25 protein-coding genes and 1 pseudogene are annotated in these 26,310 nt (G+C 43.7%); 15 read left to right on the top strand and 11 right to left on the bottom strand.

Translation table 11 applies throughout. The features are described 5' to 3' along the window. A complete protein-coding gene (locus L3V33_RS13100; RefSeq protein WP_054546475.1) occupies nt 1–759 on the bottom strand; it encodes a helix-turn-helix transcriptional regulator in 759 nt (252 codons plus the stop codon). A gap of 128 nt (nt 760–887) precedes the next feature. On the opposite strand from L3V33_RS13100, the pseudogene L3V33_RS13095 reads away from it, so the two are divergent. From L3V33_RS13095 to L3V33_RS13055, 9 genes and pseudogenes are all read left to right on the top strand, one after another. After that, nucleotides 888–1,619: pseudogene (locus L3V33_RS13095) on the top strand (SDR family oxidoreductase). Between the two features lie 523 nt (nt 1,620–2,142). After that, nucleotides 2,143–2,439, top strand: a complete 297-nt coding sequence (gene ihfA / locus L3V33_RS13090; protein WP_004734853.1) for an integration host factor subunit alpha — start codon at nt 2,143–2,145, stop codon at nt 2,437–2,439. A 422-nt stretch (nt 2,440–2,861) separates the two neighbouring features. After that, nucleotides 2,862–3,353 carry a hypothetical protein gene (locus L3V33_RS13085; protein ID WP_146454699.1) on the top strand — a complete coding sequence of 164 codons (492 nt, stop codon included), beginning with the start codon at nt 2,862–2,864 and terminating at the stop codon, nt 3,351–3,353. A gap of 39 nt (nt 3,354–3,392) precedes the next feature. Beyond that, a complete protein-coding gene (locus L3V33_RS13080; protein WP_076646570.1) occupies nt 3,393–4,058 on the top strand; it encodes an NAD(P)H-binding protein in 666 nt (221 codons plus the stop codon). Nucleotides 4,059–4,215: 157 nt separating this feature from the next. Next, nucleotides 4,216–5,082: a DUF302 domain-containing protein gene (locus L3V33_RS13075; protein WP_054546472.1), complete on the top strand. Its 867-nt coding sequence runs from the start codon at nt 4,216–4,218 to the stop codon at nt 5,080–5,082. A gap of 432 nt (nt 5,083–5,514) precedes the next feature. Then, entirely contained in the window at nt 5,515–5,820 is a 306-nt protein-coding gene (locus L3V33_RS13070; RefSeq protein ID WP_004734857.1) for a c-type cytochrome, read from the top strand. Then, nucleotides 5,817–7,043: a molybdopterin-dependent oxidoreductase gene (locus L3V33_RS13065; RefSeq protein WP_237290569.1), complete on the top strand. Its 1,227-nt coding sequence runs from the start codon at nt 5,817–5,819 to the stop codon at nt 7,041–7,043. The genes L3V33_RS13070 and L3V33_RS13065 overlap by 4 nt, the downstream gene beginning before the upstream one ends. Beyond that, on the top strand, nt 7,043–7,546 hold the full coding sequence (locus L3V33_RS13060; RefSeq protein WP_237290568.1) for a cytochrome C: 504 nt from the start codon (nt 7,043–7,045) through the stop codon (nt 7,544–7,546). Before L3V33_RS13065 ends, L3V33_RS13060 begins: the two co-directional genes overlap by 1 nt. Further along, nucleotides 7,543–8,127, top strand: a complete 585-nt coding sequence (locus L3V33_RS13055; protein ID WP_237290567.1) for a c-type cytochrome — start codon at nt 7,543–7,545, stop codon at nt 8,125–8,127. The genes L3V33_RS13060 and L3V33_RS13055 overlap by 4 nt, the downstream gene beginning before the upstream one ends. Before the next feature lie 152 nt (nt 8,128–8,279). Here L3V33_RS13055 and L3V33_RS13050 read toward each other — a convergent pair whose 3' ends face one another. Further along, nucleotides 8,280–9,056: a RelA/SpoT domain-containing protein gene (locus tag L3V33_RS13050; protein WP_017077978.1), complete on the bottom strand. Its 777-nt coding sequence runs from the start codon at nt 9,054–9,056 to the stop codon at nt 8,280–8,282. A 323-nt stretch (nt 9,057–9,379) separates the two neighbouring features. Here L3V33_RS13050 and L3V33_RS13045 point away from each other — a divergent pair, with 323 nt between their 5' ends. After that, on the top strand, nt 9,380–10,033 hold the full coding sequence (locus L3V33_RS13045) for a thiopurine S-methyltransferase (protein ID WP_114633382.1): 654 nt from the start codon (nt 9,380–9,382) through the stop codon (nt 10,031–10,033). A 194-nt stretch (nt 10,034–10,227) separates the two neighbouring features. On the opposite strand, the gene purT is transcribed toward L3V33_RS13045, so the two are convergent. From purT to sbcB, 5 genes are all read right to left on the bottom strand, one after another. After that, nucleotides 10,228–11,403 (bottom strand): formate-dependent phosphoribosylglycinamide formyltransferase, encoded by a 1,176-nt coding sequence (gene purT / locus L3V33_RS13040; RefSeq protein WP_237290566.1) that lies wholly within the window; start codon nt 11,401–11,403, stop codon nt 10,228–10,230. A 167-nt stretch (nt 11,404–11,570) separates the two neighbouring features. After that, nucleotides 11,571–12,458 (bottom strand): cytidine deaminase, encoded by an 888-nt coding sequence (gene cdd / locus L3V33_RS13035; RefSeq protein ID WP_017086319.1) that lies wholly within the window; start codon nt 12,456–12,458, stop codon nt 11,571–11,573. 357 nt (nt 12,459–12,815) lie between these two features. After that, nucleotides 12,816–13,493 (bottom strand): LrgB family protein, encoded by a 678-nt coding sequence (locus L3V33_RS13030; protein WP_004734865.1) that lies wholly within the window; start codon nt 13,491–13,493, stop codon nt 12,816–12,818. 2 nt (nt 13,494–13,495) lie between these two features. Beyond that, nucleotides 13,496–13,867 (bottom strand): CidA/LrgA family protein, encoded by a 372-nt coding sequence (locus L3V33_RS13025; protein ID WP_004734867.1) that lies wholly within the window; start codon nt 13,865–13,867, stop codon nt 13,496–13,498. A 25-nt stretch (nt 13,868–13,892) separates the two neighbouring features. Further along, nucleotides 13,893–15,317: an exodeoxyribonuclease I gene (gene sbcB / locus L3V33_RS13020; protein ID WP_237290565.1), complete on the bottom strand. Its 1,425-nt coding sequence runs from the start codon at nt 15,315–15,317 to the stop codon at nt 13,893–13,895. A 1,037-nt stretch (nt 15,318–16,354) separates the two neighbouring features. On the opposite strand from sbcB, the gene L3V33_RS13015 reads away from it, so the two are divergent. Genes L3V33_RS13015 through L3V33_RS13000 form a run of 4 tightly spaced genes read left to right on the top strand, consistent with a single transcriptional unit; the run spans nt 16,355 to nt 20,472 of the window. Continuing rightward, entirely contained in the window at nt 16,355–16,789 is a 435-nt protein-coding gene (locus L3V33_RS13015; RefSeq protein WP_004734871.1) for a DUF4402 domain-containing protein, read from the top strand. Between the two features lie 52 nt (nt 16,790–16,841). Then, the gene (locus tag L3V33_RS13010) at nt 16,842–17,279 is read left to right on the top strand and encodes a DUF4402 domain-containing protein (RefSeq protein WP_004734872.1); all 438 of its coding nucleotides are present in this window, start codon (nt 16,842–16,844) and stop codon (nt 17,277–17,279) included. Beyond that, nucleotides 17,276–17,986, top strand: coding sequence for a DUF4832 domain-containing protein (locus L3V33_RS13005; RefSeq protein ID WP_237290564.1), 711 nt, complete (start codon nt 17,276–17,278; stop codon nt 17,984–17,986). The genes L3V33_RS13010 and L3V33_RS13005 overlap by 4 nt, the downstream gene beginning before the upstream one ends. Nucleotides 17,987–18,033: 47 nt before the next feature. Then, nucleotides 18,034–20,472: a carboxypeptidase-like regulatory domain-containing protein gene (locus tag L3V33_RS13000; protein ID WP_237290563.1), complete on the top strand. Its 2,439-nt coding sequence runs from the start codon at nt 18,034–18,036 to the stop codon at nt 20,470–20,472. 15 nt (nt 20,473–20,487) lie between these two features. Here the strand turns inward: L3V33_RS13000 and L3V33_RS12995 are convergent, their stop codons facing one another. Both L3V33_RS12995 and L3V33_RS12990 read right to left on the bottom strand, forming a co-directional pair. Then, nucleotides 20,488–21,336 (bottom strand): sterol desaturase family protein, encoded by an 849-nt coding sequence (locus L3V33_RS12995; RefSeq protein ID WP_237290562.1) that lies wholly within the window; start codon nt 21,334–21,336, stop codon nt 20,488–20,490. Between the two features lie 87 nt (nt 21,337–21,423). Beyond that, nucleotides 21,424–22,437: a DUF2804 domain-containing protein gene (locus tag L3V33_RS12990; protein ID WP_237290561.1), complete on the bottom strand. Its 1,014-nt coding sequence runs from the start codon at nt 22,435–22,437 to the stop codon at nt 21,424–21,426. A gap of 169 nt (nt 22,438–22,606) precedes the next feature. On the opposite strand from L3V33_RS12990, the gene L3V33_RS12985 reads away from it, so the two are divergent. After that, a complete protein-coding gene (locus L3V33_RS12985; protein WP_237290560.1) occupies nt 22,607–23,641 on the top strand; it encodes an AraC family transcriptional regulator in 1,035 nt (344 codons plus the stop codon). Nucleotides 23,642–23,645: 4 nt separating this feature from the next. On the opposite strand, the gene L3V33_RS12980 is transcribed toward L3V33_RS12985, so the two are convergent. Continuing rightward, nucleotides 23,646–24,596: a chromosome partitioning protein ParA gene (locus L3V33_RS12980; RefSeq protein ID WP_237290690.1), complete on the bottom strand. Its 951-nt coding sequence runs from the start codon at nt 24,594–24,596 to the stop codon at nt 23,646–23,648. Nucleotides 24,597–24,635: 39 nt separating this feature from the next. After that, entirely contained in the window at nt 24,636–25,970 is a 1,335-nt protein-coding gene (locus L3V33_RS12975) for a sphingomyelin phosphodiesterase (RefSeq protein WP_237290559.1), read from the bottom strand. Between the last annotated feature and the right edge of the window lie 340 nt (nt 25,971–26,310).

Genomic DNA, 26,310 nt, shown 5'->3' with positions numbered 1-26,310 from the left:
TTAAACCAAATTTACTGGCGCTTTGAGTGTTGGGTGGAAAATACCCTTGGCGCCCATGTCGACAATGGCATAGTCGTTGACTCCTTCAGTCATTCGGTTGTGCGACTGACTAATCTTTAGTGTTTTTAACATTAACTCCTCAAGCTTAGCGTTATATTCTTTAAATTCGTCTTCGGTCAACCTAAGCCTGGCAGTAATAAAGTAAGCCTGTTTGTTACGTGCATCGATATATTGCACGGCCTGTTTTAATGCATCTATGACTTGATTTTTAAACGTGACGCTAAATTGCGCTTGTTCAGAGAAAGCTGTATTTGTGGGCACAATGACGTGGAATTTTAAGCCAGATAACATCGTTATTAGTTTTAACTGTTCAAGTTTCCTGAGGTAGATATGCAGTGATGGTTCGTTTAAATCATAACTGGCCATTAACTGTTGAGCGTTTGCTCCTTCATTTACAATATCTTGGAAAATAGTAAATAACGGCGGCTCTTTGCAGAAGGCTGCATCTTGCTCATCCGTAAATAGTGATACCGAGGCTAATGCTTCTTCTGCTTCTGTGATAATGGCTGATAGAGGAAGCTGAATTAGTTGACATATCTTTTGTAACTTCAAAATAGAGAGCGATTGATGGCCGTTCAGCAATCGTTTAATGCTTATTTCGGAAACTTCTGTGAACTCTGAAACTTCTTTATAAGAGATACCCGCCTTTTTTAAATGGCGTTTGATTGTTGTGCAAATTTCGTCGTCAAGTGCGTCCATTACTCTATACCATCGCTATTTCATACACCTAAGGTAGCATAAAGTGTCACTTTTATTATTCTCTTTGAAATATAAGCGATCTTTTTTGATACTTCCTTTCGGTAGTCAATACTATTTGAGAGGTTACGATGAATTTAAGGTTAGGGAATATCAATGTTGTTGTCACTGGAGGTTCTAGCGGAATTGGGGCGAAAATAGTTGAAGGCTTTGCTAACGAAGGAGCGAATGTTTGGTTCTGTGGCCGTTCTCAACATCGGATAGATAAGCTGCTTAAACAACTTGGAAAAGCGTCAAAGCAAGTTGTCGGAAAAGTGGTCGATGTCCATGATTTGGCACAAATGAAAGCTTGGATCGAGTCAATTCCGAATATCGATATTTTTGTACCCAATGTAAGTGCACTCTCTGATGAATGGGAAGATGTTCTGCAAAAAGACATTGCAGCCACGCAACAGGGCATTGCGTTAGTTTTACCTAAATTGCTTGATTCGCGTTGCGCAGCAATCACCTATATTGGGTCGAAAGCGAGTGGATATACAGTTTGTAACGCCAATGCTTATGGAGCAGGGAAGGCCGCGCTTGCCCATTATATGAAATCCTTGTCTTTGACCTACGTTCGTAAGGTGAGAGTCAATACTGTTTCGCCTGGAGACACATATATTGCTGATGGTTTATGGGGGCGGTGTAAGCGTGAAGAGCCGGACACTTTCTAGAAAGTTATCGATAGAAATCCAATGGGTCGCTTAGCTACCCCTGAAGAAGTAGCCAACGTGGTGACCTTTATTTCTAGTCCTGCTGCGAGTTTTGTTTCTGGGGCAAATTGGTACGTAGATGGAGCATCGACCAGCCATGTTCAATACTAGCTGTATCGGCTAGGTTGTTTATGCAAAGGTGAGCTTTATTATGTTAACTTCTAAACAAGTAACTCCGTGGGAAGCGTAACTCAGTAAGGTTTTATTCAGGCTAATTCGAATTAAATGCTGAAATGATACAAATCTCATATTTAATAACGCTTATTTAATAACCTCTGTTGAGTTCGATATCAAATCAAGTCGCTGATTTTATTGGGTATAGGATAAAAGTCTCAAAAATTATCATTTAGGTCTCTAAAGTATTAAATTCTGTTTTTAGTTAATTAATGGGTGTGTTGTTCTATTTGATGGTGGTTAAGTAGATGTTTTTTAGCCATATATGTGAATTTACAAGCGACTTATCTTTCTGATTTGAAAGAATAATTAAATAGTTGAGATAAAAAAGTTGGCGAAAATCAGAAGCTTGGCATACACTTTCCTTGTAAACGACCTTATCTCATTGATTGAATAGGGTAAATGCTTTGGCGCTACTGGCGATGGTAGCAATGTATAACATAGCTTTGAGGAAAGTTTTATGGCACTCACTAAAGCCGATTTGGCTGAGAACCTGTTTGAAACACTCGGATACAGCAAGCGGGATGCCAAGGAAACGGTTGAAGTGTTTTTCGAAGAAGTTCGTAAGGCACTTGAAAATGGCGAACAGGTAAAACTGTCTGGTTTTGGTAACTTTGATCTTCGTGAGAAAAACGAGCGACCTGGTCGTAACCCGAAAACTGGTGAAGACATTCCAATTTCTGCTCGACGTGTTGTTACTTTTAGACCGGGACAAAAATTAAAGGCCCGAGTCGAGAATATTAAAATCGAGAAGTAGCCAAGCAATAGACCACGCCTAGCGTGGTCTTTTTGTATCTATCCCAAGGAAAAACACCCATTCAATCTCTAACGGCTTTAAATTCCAAACCCAATCCTAGATTCACCATTCACCATCATTATGCCCATCTCTTTAGATTCGTTGATTTCACGGTTGGTTCTCAACCCCACAGCTTAAGACTGATGTATTTCCGAGCCTGTCATAACTTTATCTGCACCATATACTTTTAAAGTTCACCCAATTGTCTAGTTTACTTCTTATGTTTGTACTAGGAACTCAGTGTAAACAGATACAAAAAACACTAGACCGATCGGTTTGCTTTGTTTATTGTGTCATCAATACAGAGTGAAAGGGTGGCTGAAAGTCAGAAAATTTCTGCACAGAGCCTTTCAAACAGGCAGTTCAAAGAGAGAATCGCATCTATGACACTAGCATTGGAAAGTTATCTATTCATTGGGTTTTCAATGGCGCTATTGAGTCTTTGGAAAACGTATTCAGGGCCTGCTCTGGCAGCGCTCATGTCATATTCATACCCTGAAATGCTATTATTTAATCTACTTCCCGCATTGCTGGCAGCTTATGTTGGGTGGAAGGTCGCGCCAGTTTATTCGAGCATTTTTAATCGCCACAAAACCGTTGCTTTTAAGCCCAAGCTGAGACGCTTTATGAAGCAATGGAATAAATATGGTCAACTTACGATGGCTGTTTTAGCCCCTGTTCTGGTGGGAATTCCAAGCTACACCTTTGTTTCGAAGCGGCTTAATCAAGGTGGGAGAAAGACGTTCGCCATGCTGACGTTGTCGATCTTAAGTTGGAGTGGTTTGGCTTATGGCTGTTTCTTGTTACTCGATGTTGAGCAGTACATTGCCATCGAAAGCATCATACCTAACGCAATGCTTGAAGAAATTAAATAGTACACAGTAAGTGTTAATCGACTAAATGGTGAAACTAATATGAACAAATCAATAATTATTGCTGGTGCGAGTGGCCTAGTCGGTAAAGAAACGCTTGCTGCACTGCTTAAAAGTGATGAGGTAAATCGCGTTTATGCATTGTCTCGACATCGATTGGCTGTTGAAGGTTCTAAGTTGACTCAAGTGATTGACGAAGCGCTGTCAGTCTCTCCAGACATCACAATGGATCAACCGCCAGAGATTGGCATCATTGCTTTGGGTAGCACGATTAAGAAAGCTGGCACGAAAGAAAAACTGCGCGAAATTGATGTCAATTTAGTCACAGCTACCGCTGAGAAAATGCAGCAGCTTGGCGTAGGTCACATCATTGTTGTGTCATGCCTTGGAGCGGATATTAACGCTCGTTCCCATTACCTTCGTTGCAAAGGTGAAATGGAAGCAAAGGTCGAATCTCTGGGTTTTGAACAAACGACTTTTTTACATCCCGGGCCTTTAGCGGGCGACCGTGATGAGAAAAGAACGGATGAAAAATTTCTGCAAGGTTTATTGAAAATTGTTAAGCCGCTAATGATCGGCAATCTAAGTAAATATGTCCCGATTGAGTCGTCTGTTATTGCTCAAAGCATTTTGACAATATCGATGATGCCCCATTCCAATCAGGTTGAAAGATTGAACTCGGTTGCGATGAATCAGCTCATTTCTTAGCGTGAATCAGCGTTCACTCTACTGATACTGATACTGATACTGATACTGATACTGATACTGATACTGATACTGTATAGGTATAGGTATAGGTATAGGTATAGGTATAGGTATAGGCATAGCTTTGTTGGGCATGTGATTAAAAATTAAGAGGTTATCAATGAAAAATCGTTCTTTAATGATGTTGCTGGCGTTACCTTTGATGGGATGTGAGTCAACAGTTGATCCCATTGCTTATGTCTCTGAGCTACAAGCCGTCGATCAGAATGCTTTGACCGTCGAAGCTAATGCCCAAGGGCAAAATTTGGATCATGTGCTGACTATCGACCATTCTCGTTTAGCGGAACAAGCAGGAGAGTATTTGGCTCCAAGTCGTGTGGATTTCTACACCAATGACGCTCTTAATACCGCATTATTAAAACGCAACCCGGAAGTAGGACTCGATCTGCCTTTTCGAGTTTTAAACTACATGGAAGGCGGGATTCAAAAAACGGTCTACACAGACGCGGAGTTTATTCGAAAAAGACATGGGATCACAGATGACGCCACGCTTACACAATACCAACTACAGGTTGAACAGCTTGTTCTTGGGCTAGATAATGCTTCTGCAGTTAATAGTGCCACCTTAGAGCAAGGGTATGGCATTGAAGCGCTTGAATCTGATTATGACTTTGAGACGACGTTAAAGAACATTAAGCGAGATGTTCTTGAACAAGATGACACGGTTTGGTTTATGAATTGGGACTACAAGGCTCGGGCCGAATCGATTGGACAATCGATTCCTAAAGCAACTTTGTTGGTGTTTGGAGGGCCAGCTCCTGGCGCGACCGCGATGACTGATTTTCCTAGCATTGGTTTAGATGCTTTTGGTCAAAAGGTTCTTGTTATCGAGCAAGAAGGCAAGGTTATTGTGCTCTATAACGACATTGTCGATATGTCGGAACTGCATTACGGCGATAACGCAATATCTCACAAGATCATTAACTTTCGATTAAGCAAAACCCTTGGCGGAGCAGTATCGAAGTAGGGGGTGTTTTTACTAGAAGCGCTATTTGTTTGCTAAGCGGTTTCAGTAAGTCTGTATATCTATATCTATATCTATAGTTTACCAATTACCATCGCATGAGCTCTGTTTACGCCCGTCAAGCAGAGCTCTTATGTCTAGTTATTCTCCACAGTCGATCAATACCTGCCATTTCAGCTTAGTCATACAACTTTGTTCCCAGCACCTTATCTTGTCTCCATACATCGACGCCCGTCTTCATTTATTACCCGTACATTTAAAATGGACAGCTAGGCAGTATGTATTCAACGCACCTTATTTGTTTTTCAAATCCGTTCAGTGAAATTGAACAGAGGTTAAATCTAATTGAATTTAAATCACCCGAATGATTTGCTGTAATGCGCTCAATAAACAGCCAGTTAATCTATTTTGTTGATCTAAATCTAAGGAGAAGCTTTGCGTAAGTCCGCTTTAGCTTTGATGTTACTCTTTTTATCGACTGTCGCTTCGGCAGCGGAGTACCAGCAACTCGCCAATATGTGCATTGCTTGTCATGGCAGTAACAACGACACCTCGTTTCCCTCTATCCCTAACCTTAAGTGGCAAAACCAAGTCTACCTTACTGAGCAACTGACTGACTTTAAAAGTGGTAAGCGTGAGGACAAAACGATGTCCAAAGTCGCACAGCTATTGTCAGAAGAAGACATCAAGAAGCTAGCCAATTACTTTTACCAACTAAATAACACAGGGTCACCGCAATGAGTTTAGATAGAAGACAGTTCCTTAAAGCCGCGCTTTCAGCAACCGCAGTATCTGCATTGCCGGTGTCGTGGGTATTTGCCGCGAATCGACCTGAAGGTTTAGCTGCACTGGACATCAATGCATTAACGTGGGCAAAAGCAGAAGATCTACCGGATTACTACACCGTTTTAAATACCAACCCTTTGAATGCGTATCCGCCAGAAAGTATGCTTGCGCCTGCTGTGACTCCTGCAGATGTTCCTTTTGTTCGTTGGAATGGCTTGATGCCAGATTTTACGGAGATGGACCCAGATACTTGGACCTTCGAGGTGAAAGGTGAATCGGTAAAGCAAAGCAAAACCTATACGATCGCAGAGTTGAAATCTAAGTTTAAACATCACACACAAAGCCTTGTGTTGGAGTGTGGTGGTAACAGCCGTAATAACTTCTATCCAAGCACTAAAGGCAATCAATGGAGCAATGCTGGCGTTTATTGTTCACAGTGGACAGGTGTGTTGCTGAGTGATGTGCTTAAAGACTGTGGAATTAAAGATGATGCGGTTTACGTCGGTAACCATGGCTTTGATAAACACTTGAGTGGTAAAGGTGAGGCGATTTCACGTGGCGTTCCCATTGCAGCTGCGATGAACGATAACGCGTTAATCGCATGGGAAATGAATGGCGAGCCGATCCCTTATCTTCATGGTTACCCGCTACGAACGGTATTTGGCGGCCGACCGGCTTCTGTTTCTCAGAAATGCACGACTGGCATCAGTATTCGAAATAAGATCCATGATGGGCACAAGATGGCGGCTCCTGCTTATCAAGTGCCTAAGAACCCAATCGCTCCGGGTGAGAAAGTGGATAACAAAGATTTCCGAATCATTGAAGAGATGATCGTTAAATCGTTAATTACTTCGCCAAAGAGTGGCACTGAGTTTACGTTAGGTAAGAAGGTCAAAGTCAGTGGTCATGCTTGGGCTGGCTTGAGAACCGTTGAGAAGCTGCAAGTGAGTTTCGATTACGGTACTACTTGGCATGATGCGAAGCTGAACAAGCCAGTAAATAAGGGCGCGTGGCAACAGTGGGAAGCCGATTTAGACCTTCCTACGACCGGTTATTACGAGATTTGGGCAAAGGCAACCGACAGTGAAGGCGATAGCCAGCCAGTCGTACAACCGCAATGGAACCCTAAAGGTTATCTGTTCAATGGTTGTCACCGTATTGCTGTAAGAGTGTCGTGATGCCGTCTATTTCCAATAAGCCTAATTATGGCCGTTCGAAACAAGTCAATTTGATTGATGGCCTCTCATTTCATGCAGACTCAACTCCTGTCAGCAAGCTCGGTTACCGTAAAGGCATAATGAGAGCGGCATTGGTGTGCAGCTTGTTAACGTCGATGCTTGTTCATGCTGAAGACATTCCGGAGAATCCGAAAGAGTATTACGGCGTAGACAAAACGTCGGGTCTAATTATGGCACCCGGTTGGGAGACAGTGAAAGGGCAATGTAACGCCTGCCATACCAGCTTAATCGTTGCTCAGAATAGCGGTAACCGAGAGCAATGGCGTGAAACCATTCAGTGGATGGTGGACACTCAAGGGCTGTGGGATCTATCTGATACTTGGGATCCGGTATTGGATTACCTCAGTACTTACTATCAAGACAAAGGCATCGATATGAACAAGTATCGTCGTAAGCCTATTGATAGCGCCTTGATGCCACCTATGCCGGGAGACAGCCAATGATCTTCAATCGATTAAAGCGGACCTCTCTTGTAAATGGAATTGTTGCGAATGGAGCTGTTGTTATTAGAGCTGTAGTTAATAGAGCTGTTGTTAATAGAGCTATTGCGATAGCTGCTGCAGCAGTAGTTTTGTCGTTGTCGGCGTGTACTGACGAACAGCCGAGCACTGAAGATAAAGTTGCCTCGCGAGTCGAATCATTGGGCATGGAGTCAGAACCAGCGCCGAAGCTTAAAGCGGAAGCTAAAACTGAGGTTGAAACTCTTGTCGATAGCAAGGTAATCACTGAGGATTACATTCCGAGCTTAGTTGCAGGTGAAAAGTTGGTTCAGAATCTATGTAGTCAGTGTCATGGTGACAAGATCATTCCCTTCGTACAATCTTATCCAAACATCAAAGGTCAGAAAGCAGGGTATATTCTTAAGCAGCTGCGCAATTTTAAAAGCGATGAGCGCCAAGATTTGTACATGCAGTCGGTGGTGAAACACCTTTCGGATGAAGACTTACAAGATGCGGCGGCGTTTTATAGCACGTTGAAGCCATTGGATTTATACAATCGCACTAAAGAGTATTATCACCAATAGGTGAGGCTTTCTGGGAAGTTGGTTAAGTAGGTTTTATGAGATTCGATAGGTAAAACAGTAGATAGCGATAGGTGAAAAAGTAAATAAAACAAAGGGCTGCGATTATGCGGCCCTTTGTCGTTGTTGTTTGTGATAAGCGTTTATGCCAGTGGTTAAGCCGCTTTGATGTGCGTGGTAATGTATGGTTGCCATGCTTGTTGATAAAGCTCTAAAGATTGGCGTCTTAAGCTATTAATTTGTGCCGCTTCAATGTCATTGATAGGGCGTTGTTCTGCAATTGCGTGACGCTCAATGCCTTGGATGATTTCGTAAAGCTCGTGCTCAGGGCCACTTTTCACATCAGCAATCGCTTTTAAGTGAAGTTGAACCTCTGCAATGATGTTGGTCTTTGGCAAACGAACCAACAAGTTAAGGTCACGGTAACCAGAGTCGGCTGGTGATTTAAACTTGTTTTTCAGCTTAACAACGTCTGCTTCACGGCTTAGCGCTTCGTAAACTTCAACCAAGCTCTCTACATCGTTCGCGATGATAGTTGCACGGGCTAAGTCCGTAATTTTTGTCACATCACCATCAAGCTCAAGGGCGATTTTTTCTTCTGCACGAGCTTGAGATTTAACGCCAGCAAATAACGCTTCAGAATTGGTGAGTAGGGCAGTACTTTTACAGATAGTTTCTAGTTCAGCTTGGCCTTGATGCGCTTTGCTGTACAGAATATCGAAGTCGGTGTAAGGCTGAGTCGGGCGTGAGTCGAAGGCTTTGATGCCGTAAAGGCCGCTCAAACTATGACGGAATACGTTTGATGAAACTTGGTTTTGCGCAGGGGTGCGCGTTTGATCAGTCGAACTTGTTGAAACAGGTGCTGCTGCGAATGCAGGCGCTCGGCTCAATACCAATAGCATTAGGGCCGTCGTACGGAGAAATACACTCATTCAAACTCCAAAATACAAGGTTACAAAAACGGGTAGTCAAAAGGGGTAACCAGTAACGCATAAGAGTAAAAACAGCTTAACTAAACTCACTACATATTAAATGGGGCTAGCTAAGACAGAAACCAACTCTAACGTTTAATATTGCTTTAAAATGTGAAGATATAGACAAATAATCCAACCGTTAGTTCCGCAATTATCAGAACTTTGAACTTAGCCAGTTTCTGATTTTATCGAAACCAATGTGGTACTTTAAACCAAGCTAAGGTTGCTCTTACCTCTCTATACTGTACCCTTGTATTATGACTGTTTAACATGAACGAAAGATGAATAATCCTGAATTTTGGCACAATAAATGGGCAGCCAACCAAATTGGTTTCCACCTCGAAGATGTAAACCCACTTCTGATTAAATTTTGGGAAAAGACTGAGCCTAGCTACGAGAAGAGTGTGTTTGTTCCACTTTGTGGCAAAAGTGAAGATCTGATTTGGCTAGCTTCAAAGCATGAAGATGTTCAAGGTGTCGAGTTAAGCCAGATAGCGGTTCGCGCATTTTTTGCAGAGCACCTTTACACCCCGACTGTGACTCAAATCAGTGGTCAGCACGAGCTGTATCAATTTGATGAACTGAACATCTACACGGGTGATTACTTCTCAGCGCCAATCCAGCCTGTCGATACCATTTATGATCGCGCGTCTTTAGTCGCATTGCCTGAAGAGATGCGAGTGCAGTATGTAGAGCGTTTGAAACAACGACTGAAACCGGGTGGTAAGATCCTTCTAGTAACTCTGGATTACGACCAAAACGAGATGGCAGGGCCTCCGTTTAGCGTACCTAAACTAGAGATTGATCAGTTGTTCGCGGGATACAAAATCACATTGTTGAATCAAGATATTGCAGACGATGAACATCCGAAGATTGCCAAAAAAGGCTTGTCTCGATTTAGTGAAGAAGTGTACTTGATTGAGTCAGACGCTTAAGCGCAGTGAACTCTCTAGCGAAAAAACCGCTTCAATAAAAAAGATAACACCAACAAAAAGACGGGCTCGATAGCCCGTCTTTTTTATTGTTCAGATTTGAAGTCGTGATTGTTCAGATGCGAGAACGTAATGGTTCAGATCTGAGTTAGTCGTTACTAATTAGTAGTCATTAGCTAGAAAATGGTAATTAACAGCTAGTAAATCACTTTTACTTTAGACGCGCTCTCAATTGCATCTTCAATCGCTGTCTCAGTGCTGTTACGACGAGTAAGCGCCACACCTAGACGACGGCGACCATCGATATCAGGCTTACCAAACAAGCGAACTTGCGTTTGTGGTGCGTCTAGAGCTTCTGTAAGACCTTCAAAACGAATATTGGTTGAAGTGCCTTGACCAAGGATAACCGCTGATGCACATGGACCGTATTGCGTGATTGATTTGATCGGCATACCAGTAAAGGCGCGTACGTGCAGTGCGAATTCCGATGAGTCTTGAGACATCAGAGTCACTAAGCCAGTATCGTGTGGGCGAGGGGACACTTCGTTGAAGATCACGTGGTCGCCTTTAACAAACAGCTCGACGCCGAAGATACCGTGACCACCTAGTGCATTAACCACTTGTTCAGCGGTGTATTGCGCGGTTTTAAGTGCATTGTCTGACATGACTTGTGGCTGCCATGACTCACGGTAATCACCATCTTCTTGGCGGTGACCGATAGGCGCACAGAAATGAACGCCATCAACAGCGCGAACGGTTAGAAGCGTAATTTCGTAATCAAAGTCGATGAAGCCTTCAACGATTACGCGACCCGCGCCAGTACGACCGCCTTCTTGTGCGTAGTCCCAAGACTTTTGAATGTCTTCTTCTGTTTTGATAACGCTTTGGCCTTTACCTGAAGAGCTCATTACTGGCTTAACAACACAAGGCATGCCCACGAATTCAACAGCGGCAGCGAAGTCTTCAAAGGTGTCTGCAAAGCGGTAAGGAGAAGTGCTCAGCTTTAGCTCTTCTGCAGCTAGGCGACGGATACCTTCGCGGTTCATCGTTAGCTTCGTCGCATTTGCAGTGGGAACGACATTTAAGCCTTGCGCTTCCAGCTCTACCAACTTGCTAGTGGCAATAGCTTCAATTTCAGGAACCACATAATCTGGTTTTTCAAGTTCAATGACTGCTTGCAGTGCATTGCCGTCTAACATGTCTAATACATGACTACGATGTGCAACTTGCATTGCGGGTGCGTCTGCGTAACGGTCACATGCAATAACTTCCAAGCCTAAACGTTGGCACTCGATAGCAACTTCTTTGCCGAGTTCACCTGAACCTAATAGAAGTACACGAGTAGCATTTTCACGAGTAGCAGTACCAAACATAGAAATTCCTTCCGATCTTTTGAGCGATTGATTGAAAACGGGGTGATCATACTTATTTCAATGATAAAAGCAAACGTTTGCGCAAGTTGTTGCGTTAATTACAGGTATAAAAAAAGCAGCCTCGTTAAATAGGGCTGCTTATTTAAAATTTTGTTAATTAGATGTACTTAGATTGCTAAGTAAGTCACTGGAATGTCGGGATTAATCGCTTCTAATGTAGATTGCGTATCCGCTAGGTGACTGATGCTACCTTCGGCAATTTCAACCAACGCTGCACTTTCAATCTGTTCAAAATCGAAGCCAGCCAGTTTAAGTTGAATCAACGCCACTTGTAGAGGAGGTAAGCTCGGGTTGAACGCTGCATTTTCAGCGTAAGCACCGGTGAAAACCTCACCCGACGTCAATTGCAGTGAAACACCACTTAGGTTTTTGGTGTAAGGAGCATGGCTGCGGTTTAGTGCTGCTAGCGCTTCTACAACAATAGGCGTTGTTTCTTCAGTCGTGTGCTTATGATCAAGCTTGGTCATTAGGCCAGTCGTCACACCTAAGTCAGCAGGGCCGAATGAGTCTGGCAGGTATTCTTGCAGAGACATTTCATCACGTTGTGGAAGCTGAACCTTAAGCTCTTTCGCTGTGGTCAGTTCGTTCATGAATTGACGACAGTGACCACAAGGGCTGAAATTGATTGTGATATCAGAGATACCTTGCTCGCCTTTCATCCAAGCGTGGCTGATTGCAGATTGCTCAGCGTGTACTGTTTGGCCAAGTTGAGCACCAGCAATTTCAAGGTTTGCACCAAAATACAGAGTGCCAGACAAACCACGCACGATTGCACCAACATAAAAGTCAGATAGCGGAGCGTAAGAATAGGCTGCGGCAAAAGGAAGTAGCGCAATACGTAGCTCGTCATCCGCTAAACCACTCGCTTGCAGTAGGCTAGCAAATTGTTCTGGAGACAATGTCGCGTCAAAGTTGTCTGCTAATACGATGTCACTCAAAAGTGCTTTGATTGCTGTTGGAGCACTTTCCAGCGCCAGGGTAATACGACTGTTCATGTTGAATCCTTAATTGACCTTAGGCTTTAATTCTATGCAATGCTCAGGAATTTTCTGTGACTTTGATCACTACTGCGTTGTTGTTGTTACATTGGTTTGCATAATTAGAGTGAGGTCACAGATGAAATCGATTGCAAGAGTAAAAACTACCATTGATATCGCACTTATTGCTTGAAATTGAGTTCGGTTTGTCACGTATTGATGAATAAATGAGAGAAAAAAGCCCAAGCTATCACTGAAATAATCAGGTTATGCTTGGGCTTATTGATATCTGTAACGCTTAAAAGTCGCGAACCAGTGAGTTTAGCTATTTACCAACTCATCGATTAGAGCGCGTATAAACTGTAATCAAAGTGGTTAAGAATAGAACCAAACCACGAGCGAAAATATACTCGGTGCAATGATTGAGGTGATAACCCCACAAAGAACCAATGCCAACGAACTGAATGCAGCATCTTCCTGATTCTTTTCAGCACAGGTCGCAGTACCTAAAGCGTGAGACACGGTACCCATGGTTAAACCACGCGCGATAGGGCTCTTAATGCCAATGAGATTGTAGATTGGGTAAGCAAAAATTGCCCCAAACAGACCAACAATCAATACCAGTATTGCCGCAATTGCTGCTTCACCACCTAAATGGCTCGACACTTCCATAGCAATTGGCGTGGTGACTGACTTACCTAATAAACTCGCAATCAAAGTTAAGTCCGCTTTAAAAGCCACTGCGATTAATGCTGTCGTTGTCATCGACATCACACTACCTAGCGTGCAAGCAAAGGTGATGATGCGCCAGTTGGCTCTGATTTGAGGTAGCTGTTCGTAAAGCGGATAAGCAAGGGCAACAACCGCAGGCTGCAGCATGTAGGTAATCCAGGTGTTGTCTGCATAGTAAGTCTCAAACGGTACTTTGAAGAACGTGAGTATCGGAATGATGATACCAATGCTGATCAGCAGGGGATTACACAGCGGTGAGTTTACTTTTTGACTTACCCAGCGAGCAAACAGGAATACCACGATGGTGAGTAGAATCCACATGATCAGTTACCTCTCGAAAGCAAGCGGTCTAAAAACCATGATAAGGACACCAACACCAGCAACGTGCCACCAACGGCGCTCGCCATAATTGGCAATGCGTTCGCGATGAGCATGTCGAAGTGATCCATCAACCCAACACTGATCGGAACAAACAGTAAGATCATTAGGCGGATAATCAAGCTTGCACCGGGTTGTACCCAGTGCGAAGGAACAATACCAATCACCATGGCGGCAAACAGAATCAACATGCCAAAAATACTGCCTGGGATTGAGGTATCCAAAAAGTGCTGTAACGCGTTACCTGCTGTAAGTGCACCTATGATTAAGGTGAAGGAGATTAAGCAGTAAACCAGCTGGATCAATCTTTCTTTCAAAGTGTTACGTCTCTTGATAATGGAATTAGCTAGCTAACTTTTCTACGTATTGATAAACCGACTTCAAGATAGCCATTTTCTTCTCGTCGCTTTCATGTTCATGCGCGAGGTTTTCAAGGTTGAGCATGTACTCTTCTAAACGGCTCTCATAAAACTCACGACAATGGTTCGCCCATTTCAATTGCTCAGCTTCGTCGAGCGTCCATGGGAAATGACGAGCACGGTAACGGAACAGTAACGATTTAATACGTTCATCACCGAAGGTGATGTCTAAAGCTGCCAAGTTATTTGGGTCAGTTTCGCGAATGATGTTCATCGCTGTTTTATCAGCAGGTGAAAAGAAACCGTCGTAAAGGTGTGTATCAACATCATCACTCTTTTCGTACTCTCGTTCTTGTGAGTACAGGCCGATCAGTTTTTCGCGGATCTCTGGGTGTTCGCGCAGCAGTGCCAAGTTCTTCAAGCATTGTTGACGATCGATACCGATGGTTTCGGCATTTTCAGCCGTCAGTGTTTTGGCTGGAGCAAGAATAGGGCACTTGTTCAGTTGAACCAATTTAATTGGTACGGGTAGCTCGTCTTCACCCAGTTCACTGCGTTTGGTGTAGAGTCTGTCTCTGAGTTCATCAGCGTCCAGTTCTAACAGTGGGCTTGGATCTTTGGCTAAATCAACCACGATAACGGCATTTTGATTGGTTGGGTGCCAAGCCATAGGCACAATCCAACTTGTGTAGTTGCAGTCACGGCCAAACATGCCCGAAACGTGCATCAATGGTGTCATGTTTACAATATCAACCAGGTCATTCAGCTTACGCTTATGACGCATGTTGTAAAGGTAATCGAACATCTTAGGTTGTGCAGCTTTCAGCTTCTTCGCTAACTCGATGGTCGCAATAACATCGGCCATCGCATCGTGCGCGTTCTCATGTTCAATGCCGTTTGCCACAGATAGGTGTTCTAGTTTGAAGCTTGGATAACCTTCTTCGTTCTCTGGCCAAACAATGCCTTCAGGACGCAGTGCGTGAACAGCGCGCATTACATCTAATAGATCCCAACGTGAGTTGCCGTTCTGCCAGCTCCACGCATATGGGTCGATGAAGTTTCGGTAGCAGGTGTAACGCGTTACCTCGTCATCGAATCGAATACTGTTGTAGCCAAGGCTTGTGGTATTTGGTTTCGCCAACTCAGCATGGATCTTAGCGATAAACTCTGGTTCAGGAAGACCTTGTGAAGCCGCTTTTTGTGGTGTGATACGGGTGATCAGTGCAGCTTCAGGCGCAGGGAGATAATCAGCGGGAGGTTGGCAATAGATAACCAGAGGCTCTCCAATAACATTGAAATCTTGATCGGTACGAACACCCGCAAACTGACTCGGACGGTCTTTTGCTGGGCTAACGCCCCACGTTTCGTAATCGAAAAAGAAGTAGGTCGGCTGATTATCTGAACTCATTGAATTTCCTGAACAGCAAGCGCGGAACGTTTACTGTGGCTGAAGGTTAGTTTTGTTCAGTATCTGATAGTATGCGGTACGCGTGCAACCCAGATCACAAATAAATTGCCGGAAAACGGTGCTTTACTATTCAATCGAGTCGGTGGGGAAGGTTTTGAATCCAATTGTGGCTTTTCTATGGTCACAATTCTGCCTGTGTACCTCTGTTTTCCCTATCTTTTCACCTTAGCTGTTGTAAGGCGAAGAGTCGGGTTTGAGGTTTACCGCGAATGAGTTTGTTTGTCTTTTACTCTAAAGCTGTGTGATTAGAAACATCTCGTTGTTTTTTGACTGGTGGCTAATCGGCTGTACCTGTAGCTAATCCGCTGTGCTTGTGTCTAAACCGCAGCGCAGATGTCTAATCCGTAGCACAGATGTTTAAACTGCTTCACTTGCCTGTCTTGGCTCTGTCCAATCAAGGTGTTTTTCGCAATACAATCCTCTTAGATTTAATTAATTTTTCGGTATTTATGATTGTCGGAGTTAATTTTACTGGAGTGTTATGTTTGTCTCATTTTTAATACTTTCTATAATCCGTGTTTGAATTGGATAAAAAGAAAGCTCTAATATTTCATTTTCATTACAGTTTATTTTAATTGTCAGTATGTTTCATTTTTGAGACTGCATTGCAACACGGTGAGCTATATAGTAGTTAACCTGAATATAATAAGGGTTTATCCTTGTCCTTTATTATTGTTCTTTATAGGGGGTTACTTTAATTAAGGTCTTTTTATAGAAATAATTACGTACAAAAATAAAGGAGTTAAGTGTAAAACCAGTTTTATATATAATTGGTGAAAATGAACCAATACCATCATTATTGTTAGTGTTATTTATATCAATTTGCGTGATCTTATTCTCACTGCGCCTCATTTCTTTATAAATAAGTGTCAATGTATATATTTTCTAAATAGGATTGTTGTTACTTAATTGTTAACTTTGATTGACTGTTAGGTAACCCTAATAATAAAGCCGATTTTATATAAAGGATTAAAAAAATGAACAAAGTCTTTAAGGTTGTTGCTGTATCTGCACTTTCTATCTCTTCAGCGAACGTTTTCGCTGTGAGTGACACTTTTGATGCAACACTAGAAGTAAAACAAGCAATTACAATGACAAAAACAAGTGATCTTGACTTTGGTATCATCACTTCAGACAACACAACGGACGTTGTTATCGCTCAAGGTGATGCTGGAGCTGCGGCATTTACTCTTTCTGGAGAATCTGGTGATGCAGTAACAGTAAGTATTTCTGATACTAACTTGGTTAACGGCGTAAATACGATTGCAGCTGAATTTGACTTTAATAACGCTATTACTCTTACCGGTGGTACTGCGGCTCTTAATATTGGTGGTACTGCACGTACTTCAAGTGCGACATTAGTTGCTGGTACATATACTGCTAACGTTGCGGTAGATGTTACTTACCAGTAATTAAATGAAACCAGTGTAATATTGTGGCTGCTATAAAGCAGCCGCTTTTACTATGAGTGTTCTATTCAAATACGCGATTTATATTGGTCTGATGATTTACTCCAGCCCTTTTCATGCACTTGAAATCATTCCTGAGAATATGGAAGTGAAATTTCCGGGTATGTATATCTCTGGGTCGGGCCAGAATGCGGATTCAAACCCATCCAATAGTCAGGTTTATGTGGTTCGTTTTTATGTTGAAGGTGAGCCTGGTAAAAAAATCGTGGTTTCTCTCCCTTCCAAGCAATATCTAAACCATTCTCGTAAATCCAAACGCCTGCGTATTAGAAAGTTCTATTTTGGTTGTGGCTTATCAAAGCGTGGTAGAGCCAAAATCAAAGGGAATGGAAGAAGCAAATTATTGTGTATTGGTGCCAAAGTGAAAATCGGCGCTAACCACCCAGCAGGCCTTTACACCAGTACAATCCCTTTTGAGGTTAATTATAAATGAAGTTGTTTATCTCATGTGTTCTCGGCTTAATCTTCACAACACAAGCCTATGCTCAGTTACTCATCGCACCGACTCGTTTTGTGCTGGATGCCGACACTTCGGTGACTGAAAAAATCGTCGTCGAAAACAATTCAGATCAACCGATTCGCTTGGAGATAAAACCGATTTATCGCCCGGTAAAGGCGAGTGGCTTAGTTCGAACTGACGCTAATATCGCGCAATCAGAAGATATCGCGAGTTGGATTAAAGTGTCACCACCAATAATTCGTGAACTTAAACCCAATCAAAGACGCACGGTTCGCTTACGTATGAATGCTTTACCTGCTGACATGGCTGATGGTGAATATCGTGCTTACTTGTGGTTTTCTCCAATAGCAAAAGCTGCAGAGCTATCAGACATTGCGTTATCTTCAAGTAAAACCAACAGTGATGGTTCAGCCTTTCAACTGAACTTTCACATCAACAGTTATGTACCCGTTTATGTTCAGAAAGGTGAGCAGGTGCAAGATGTTAAGTTTGCGTGTGACAACCAAAGCATCAAGATTCGCAACGATGGTAACTTTCAATTTACTGCGAAATTGAATGTTGATGAACATAACGAAAAAGTGGTGCTACTTCGTAATGCTGAATTAACCAAGCCTTTCCCAAAAGGCTCAAAGATCTCACTGGTTCAGAACGAACAGCCTCTGTACGAATGTGTTCTGTAGTGCTCGTTTCATTGTCGCTGACTCTGTAAAAGCCAGTGTTCAATTGCATGGTTTGGCGACTTTTGTTGTTCGCTTCACTGTTTCCTTTTGGTGCGTATTCGCAATCTAAAGCAGAAAGTGAGGCGAGTGAACTCTATCCAGCCCATGTTGAAGTTCGAGTCGGGAAAGTGGGGGATAGCTTTTATCGTGTCATGATGGATGACTACGAAGAACCCTTCATTTCGATATCCAATGCCGCTTTTTATCTGCTCGAAATGAATGGTCAGTGTGATGAAAGCGGATATTGCGAACTGTATTTGCCTCAAGATGTGGGAAGAGAATCTCCTCCGTACATTTTAGATACCGAACAAGCCATTTGTTATCGCGATGACAACAATATCCAGTCGATCAAATATCAAGTCATCGACTCAGAAACTTACATTCACTGGTACAGCTTACAAGTTTGTATCCCGGCAAAAGTGCGTTGGGATATTGATGATTATCGGCTCACCGTTACTCCAGAATTCAGTTCATTGACTGAACTGGAAGCCGCTATTTCTAAGATGAAAAATGAATCACGTAAGAAGGCCGAGGATCTCAAGCGAGCTGAAAGCACGCCAGCTTTCGAACCTGTTGCCGCTGTGGGTTTGGCGACTCGCTTAGCGACTTCGGTTTATCACGACAGTGAAACTGGCGGTGATGTTTACGCAATCTCAGACACCATATTAAGCACTGAACACTCTTTGTCTCGCTTGTCGATTGATTCACGAGAAGATAACCCCATCGTTTATTACAACATTGCGGTAGAAGCTCATGACGGTGAAGGCTTTTTGGAAGTCGGCCATGTGTTATTAGATGGCAGCGTATTTACCGTGAATCAAACCCTCGAAGATGGGCTCTATTACACCAACCGAAAGCGACAGACAGAGTTCGGCAACCTTCAACTCGAACGAACTACTCAACCTAATATCAGCATCGATGTTTTAGTCAATGGCATTTATCAAACCACTTATCGCTCTGATGAGTTTGGACGCTTCGTGGTTGAAGAAGATAACATTTCCCCAGGTGACACCATCAAGTTTCGCTACTACTTATCGAAAGGTGTCTGGCAGGAAGAAGAGATCACCGTCGCCGGTTTAGAAGATGCATTTCTGCCAAGCAACGAGTGGGGTGTGCAAGTGGTGGGCAATGAAGGTTCAGACCGAGCTGGCGCTGTGTCGCTCGAATATGGGCTTGCCGATTACTTCACCGTGGGTAGTGCCTTTATGAGGCAAAATGGTAAAGACTTGATTGGTGTTCAAGGACGATACTTACCGGCGCATTGGTTCGCGGGTCATATCGGTTGGTTACCTGAGTTCAATCGCTTTCCAATGGAATTTGATATTTTGATCAATGGTGATCAGTCGGCATCGATAGAGCTTAATAAAACCGATGAATTGGACTTAGAGTCGATGGAGTACGATGTGTTCAAATACAACCTGTCGCTTGCCAATCTAACGGCCTTTTTGACGGTAAGGGATGATGAAGATGAGTTGAGCGTTGAACCTAAGTTGAACTCGAAAGTGGCTCGTAATCTGTTTGTCTCATACGCTGGTGACTATCGATACATCAAAGCTTCTCATCAAGACGATTACCTCCATACGATTGGCTTGGCTAAAAGCGGTTTTTCGGATACGTCGTGGAATATTTCTGGAACTGTTGATGGCTCTGGTCATCATGAACGAACAGAATTATCCCTAAGGAATGCCTGTAAAGAGTGCCTGCTAGATCCTCTAGAGGTTTTTCAAGAGCTCACGACGAACGTATCGGCTCGCTATCAGAAACAGGAAGTTTCGTTTTCCGCCTCTTTAGAAGCTCGAGTGAACCCTTATTTACTCTTTAAGATAGAAGGAACTGAAGACCGATACGGTGTCGAGATGACGACCGAATTCGGTGCTAAAACTTACTTTGATGAAAGCATTGGTGAGTTTGTTGAGTGGAATCGATACAACCATTCTAAGTTGACGGGCGTTGTCTACGATCACCACAAACAACCCATACCAGGCGTAAGCCTACAAATCTTGGACCAACGAGCGGTCAGTGATGCAAAAGGCCGATTTGAATTCTCAAGTGTTCCGGCTCGAGATAATCTACCTATCTATATTGATGAAGGGGCACTCGACCTTAACCTCACGCCGATTCAAAACCCTGTGTTTGTAAACACTAAGCAAGTCGGGTTAACTCATGCTCACATCGAAATGGTGGTGTCATTTGGTGTCGATGGTACGCTTGAAGGCACATTAGAAGACAATGCCTATTTGCACTTTAAGCACATACAAAAAGGCACCGAGTATTCGAGTGAAATCGAAAGAGATGGCTTCTATATGGTTGAAGGGCTCATCGCGGGTAAATACATTGTGACTTTAGAAATGGGCGACAAGCGATACGTGCAGGGTGCCGACTTGAACGGCGATTTCTGGGTAAGCGACCTCACATTCAACCTCATTGATTTTCATAAGGTGTACTAAATCCGATCGTTTTGATTAGTCTGAAGGAGGCGACAGTATCAATCGCACTTTTTGTTTCATGGTTAGCTCTCGGTTCTTCAAATCTTTGAATATGGCCTTCCATTCTTGAAAGGTGACCACTATCGGGTTAAAACTGTTTACTGGCTTGGTGACGCCGTAACGTACGGTTTCAACTTCCGGTTCGAACGTACCAAACAACTTATCCCAAATGATCAAAACACCGGCGTAGTTCTTATCGATGTATTGCGGGTTTTTGCCGTGATGCACACGGTGGTGTGATGGGGTGTTAAAGATGTATTCAAGTGGTCCCAAGCTTCGTATCCATTGTGTATGGACAAAGAATTGCAAACCAAGGTTGAGAAGCACCACAAAGATGACCCATTTAGGGTCGAAGCCTATGATGACTAGCGGTACCCAAAATAACCACATGCCTGCGAATGGGTACATCAAACTCTGACGGAAAGCCGTACTGAAGTTCATCTGTTCTGAACTGTGGTGCGCGACGTGCGCGGCCCACATCCAGCGAATACGATGGCTTGCTCTATGGAACCAGTAATAGCAAAAGTCTTGTAACACCATCAATACGACAAAACTCAGCACGCCCATGTCGATGTCCATTAAGTGCCAACCGAACATCCAAAGATACAGCTGCACGACCAATAACCCGGTGAGTAAATCGGAGAGTTGATGCATTCCCGCAAGCGTGAAGTTACACATCACTTCTGAAAGTTTATAGCTGGAATTATCTGGTAGTCGACCTTGCTTCTGGCCGATAAAAAACTCAGCCAACATGCACACCACGAACAAGGGCGCTAATACCAGCAGTAGCCATTCTGGGTGATTGATTAATGCGTCGATATTCATGTTTTATCCTTGTTGAGTCGCCATACGCGTTCTTAGTCTCAAATTTGCTTAGACTTGATCGTTTGTGATTCAGTCAGCAGAATTTCGCTACCAGCGTGCAAAGTGATCTTCTGTTAGACCAAGAGCGCCATCGAGTCGATGTGTCACTCCATTGTTGTCTTCAATCGAGCCAGAAAAGTGACCAATGAACTGACGAAAATTACTCTTTAACAGCCATAAATTGAGCTTTTCGCTGCGGTTATTCAAGGGCGTAAAGGTCAGGTTTATACGTCCATCTTGTGATGTTATCTGCCAAGGCAAGTTCGTGTCTTGGCGACTGAACGTAAACTGTACCGGGTTAAGCAAGTGTCTGGTTCCATTGACCCATAACACGTTTTCGCAGCCTCCGGTTTCATTCACGCCCGCCGCGAGGTTTAGGCCAATATCTGTGCCATTGGATTGCGTGTTGATACTTGCCCAGCGCCAACTGGTCTCACGCCTCATGTAACCCGCTGAAAAGTCATAACCGGCACGAGCTTGAGTGAGATCGAGTGATTCTCCTTTGATTTGGATGTCGCCGCTGATGCGCAAAGCATTGTGCTTTTGGGTGTAAGTCCAACCTGAATAGCCCGTTGGGCTGCACATCGCCAAGGGCAAGCTGTCGGTTTCAGGCTCTAAAGCGATATCGGCCGTTATGAGTTTGGTATTCAAGCGAACTCGCCATTGTCCGTCTTCAATATCAAAGGTGATGCTTTGATCTGCAATGCTTGTCTTTCCTTCGAATGGTGAAGGCGTTACATGCTTATCAAAGCCTAATGGCCTCAACCAAGATGACTCTTCTAGATGGTTGTTTTCTACGTCGTACAGATAACAAAATGCCGATCCTAAGTAGCGAATATCCGCGATGGCCACGCCGATAATGTGCGTGTCGGTGACGATGCTGACAAACTGGAATTGCTTGTAGTGGAAGTGTTTCTGCCAAGGGTTTGCTTTTGAATCCATCGAGTTTCGGTAGTCAAAGTTCTCGATGTTCAGGTGCTTTGGGATGCCATCGAAATGCCCAATGAACGGCTGACCATTAGAATCAATCAAACTGTGTGGGGCTGGATTTGTTTTTATCATTGCGATGGTTCACATTATTTTAACAATTAAAGCCATTGTGCGATGAGTAGCGTAGAATTGGGAGGTCATATTCGGACAAGAGCGCGTTACCAATCACGATTTTGTCAGCAGTGTTGTTAAAGCTGAGTAGTCATGTTTATGGGAATGGGTTAGATATAAGGAGAGACGCTTGGAGATTATCGCGGAGTATAAGCCAACCGGACATCGGCATCAGTTGGGGACATTAGATATCGCGCTGCTGTTGAATACCTTAGAGCAACGAGGTCTCGATATTGAAAGGCTACTCATGGACGTGGGTTTAGAAACTATGGATTGGCGAGACCCGAATGGAAAGCTGACTTACGCTGATAAACTTGCGTTGTTTAGCGCGGCTAATCAGAGTTTTCCTCACGATGGCTTAGGGCTTTGGTTGGGTGAACACGCTAGCTTGAGCCATTTTGGTGTGTTGGGTTATGCGCTATCTACCAGTCAAAATGTCGGGGAGGCCATCAAGTCGGGCTTTAAATATCTGCGCCTTAATGGTCCTATCTTCTCGGTTAAATTGTTTCTAGATTCCGAGCAAGCGGTGATTCAGATTGAGAACACCTTGGAAGTGGGAGAACTGCTTCCTTTCTGCAGTGAGTATTTCTTGAGTTCAATTGTCTCTTTGTTCAAAGAACTGACTGGTTATGATTTAGCTATTAACACTCTGGCTTTTCCTTATGCTCGTCCCAATTGCGCCAAGCTTTATGACAACCGCTTCCAGTGCCCGGTGATTTTTGAACAAAACCATTGTGAACTGCGTTTTGATGCTTCTGTTTTGTCACAAACCTTATTGACTCATGATGCCGCGACACTGAAGCGCTATCTAACTTCTTGTCAGTCGATAGTGGAGACGTTGGACTCTGAGCATCTGTTGACTAATCAGATCAAAACGATCTTTTACCAAACCGCAGGCAACTTTCCGAATATCGAACAGCTCGCGGATGAGTTTGGTTGTAGCTCTCGTACACTCAGGCGACAGCTAGTGATCCATGATTCCAGTTATCAAATATTGCTTACCGAAGTTCGAGTGGAACTGGCCAAAGAGCTGTTACTCGGCACAAACATGAGCATTGATGACATCGGTGAAAGGCTCGGTTATAGCGACCCAGCAAATTTCAGAAGGGCGTTTAAAGGGTGGCTCAATAAAACGCCTGCGCAGTTCCGTAACGGTTTAAGTTAAAGCGTTACTTGCTAAAAAACTGCTCCCTGAAATCGGATACTTGCTGCTGATAGTAACTGTCCCAATCTTGTTGAGTCCAAGTGGCATAACTTGAGGAACGCTGAGAGCCTAAGGTCGCTTTGAGCTGATCCAGTTGTTTGTGGTAAGTCATCACTGTTTGTTGCTGTTGCGTGACTTGTTGTTCTCGTGCGGCAATGTTTTTGGCTTCAGTTTCATCTAAGTAGGTCTCTTGAAGGTCCGCTTTGACTGATACTATCTCAGCAGGGCTATAGCTGCTGGGTATCAAAGAGACTGCCAATTCATATTTTTGAAGCTGTGTTTCGGCGTTTAACGTGTCCGTATTGTTTTGCCATTCACTAAGCAAACCTTGATAGTTGGCCAAAAACTGGCTCGCTTCGTTTTCTTTAAGGGTGTTTGCGTCGAGCGTAAAATCTAGATGCGCAAACTGGTCTGCGAATAGCTGGTGGGCCAACTCTCCCCATACTTGCTGTGCAGATTGTTTGAATAGGGCAACACGCTCTTCAAGAGTTTCTATGGATTCTAGTGGGATAGTGCTTTGGGTTAATTGCCAGTCGACTGATAGCTGCGGATAGTCGCTCAGTAACTCAAACCATATACTCGGCAACTCTGATTTCAATCGTGCGAGTTGCTCAGTGCAGTCATCGCGTTGTTTGCAAAGCGCCCAGAACCCATCGAGTTCATCGAATAGAGCTTTACCTTCAAGTTCGCTTAAGTTTTCAACATGCGTTTCTCCGCCCGATGATTCTGCTTCGGCTTGTTTGTTCTGCGATGCTGCATCTTCCGAACTGGCGGTTGCAGTTGGTGTGAAATTATCGTCATCAGTTGTCGTAGAAACACGCGGCTTAGCTTCTGTGTGTTGAGCAGAAGATAGCGCTGTTTCAATCGATTTTGATGACCATGAGTAGCCAACAATGCTCGTCACCGCGACGAGCATTAGGATTAATATAACTCGATGCATTATGGGTTCACCGCGCTACTTGATGACAGCACTGACAGGGAAGTGGTCTGAAAGGTTGTAGTGCTTCCATAACTCACTGTTTGTTGATCTTGGAACATCCACGCGATTGTCGTTATGCGTTTTGGCTGCATATTCCGAGCTTACTACCACATAATCGAGATACTCAACATTCTCACCACCCGACATAGGTTCGCCTGCAAAGTTGTTGATGCGAGGATCAAAGGTGGAAGCGGTATAACCTGAATACTCAGGCTCAGCGGCTTGCAGGTTAGCGAACATCTGTTGGTAGTCGCCTGGGAACTTCAGCTTGTTCACGTTGAAGTCACCGCTGTAAATAACCGTCTCTGAAGTTGGTATTTCCAGTGATTGAGCAAGCTGACGCATCTGTTTAAATTGACGTTGTCGGTAGTCACGAGCGGTGTCCGTATCGAACGACGCGGTGTGAGTGCCAAACACATGGTAAGCCTGACCATTTTTGATGACCTCAGCGTAATTCACGCCCTTATCAGCGAAACAATCTGTGCCTGTACAATCAGGGAACACGTATTGCGCTTCGTTGACAATAGGGTAGCGGCTCACAATGACCACGCCACCGTCATAGATGTTAATCCCATCTTTATCGAGCATTTTGGTTTGGTACGGGTACTCTTTTGCAAGTTCACGCAAGAATTCATCTCTGCCGTTAGCAAACACCTCTTGTAGCGCCAACACGTCGTAGCCTTTTACATATTGAGGGAGAAGATCGTAGCGGTCACCAATATGCGAAGCGATGGCAGGCAGCGCCCAGATGTTGTAGGTCATGACTTTGAGTGTATTGGCATCCGGGTCTGGTTGCTCATCCACTTTGGGTGGGGTGATGGTGTAATAAATATCATCGTAGCGCGCCGTAGAATCGGCTTTAAGTGCAAGCTCTGCATTGACCCCGAATGCATCGGTTGTGCTGCGATGAATATTACGATCGTCATGCAGCGTTAGGTTGACGTCTGCGGCACTTAAACCATGTTGCAGTGTCGAGTTGTACCAATGACCTTTCATGGTTTGATTGAGCGTGACACTCTCTCCCACAGCGTTCGATACTACAGTGTCAAACTCGTAGGTCTTCCCAGATTTCACACCAGTCCAGCGATTGAAACTGATCAGCTTCTTCGTCTCCCAAGGGCCAATCTGTTCAACATGCTGTTGCCACTCATCACCGAATTGAAGCTGGTCAGTACCTGTGTGATTGGTTTGAATCGTCATTACTTGGCTAGTGTTATTGGTCAGGTACACATCGGTATCTGCAATAGCCGAGGTTGAAATGAATGAAGCTGATGCAAGTAATGCACTCAGGCAAGTCCATTGAGTTTTCATTTTCACGTTATCCTTACTGATTGGTTTAAAGAATAACGTAGTAAAGAGTTATGACATTGGAGTTATAACTCTATCAGAATTATCCAAATATTAGATATATGCCATGGTTTTATAAATTCGATTACTCATTGATAATTAACATATTGCTTTGTCGGAATGATAAGTGATACGCGCGCACGCTAACAAATAGAGGAACGATTTGGATTTGAGGGTAAGTCACTAGCGGTGTGTTTTCGTGGAAATCATAGGTCGGGAAATAACCAGAAATGGATGCTGTGAATCACGATAAGGAATAACGCTAACCGCCTTGCTCTATCAGCAAAAATTTTGCCATTGTTCA

The sequence above is a fragment of the Vibrio sp. A2-1 genome, from assembly GCF_021728355.1.
GTDB classification, from domain to species: domain Bacteria; phylum Pseudomonadota; class Gammaproteobacteria; order Enterobacterales; family Vibrionaceae; genus Vibrio; species Vibrio splendidus_K.
The sequence above is the reverse complement of the archived record's forward strand: the minus strand, read 5'-3'. Positions and strand labels throughout refer to the sequence as shown.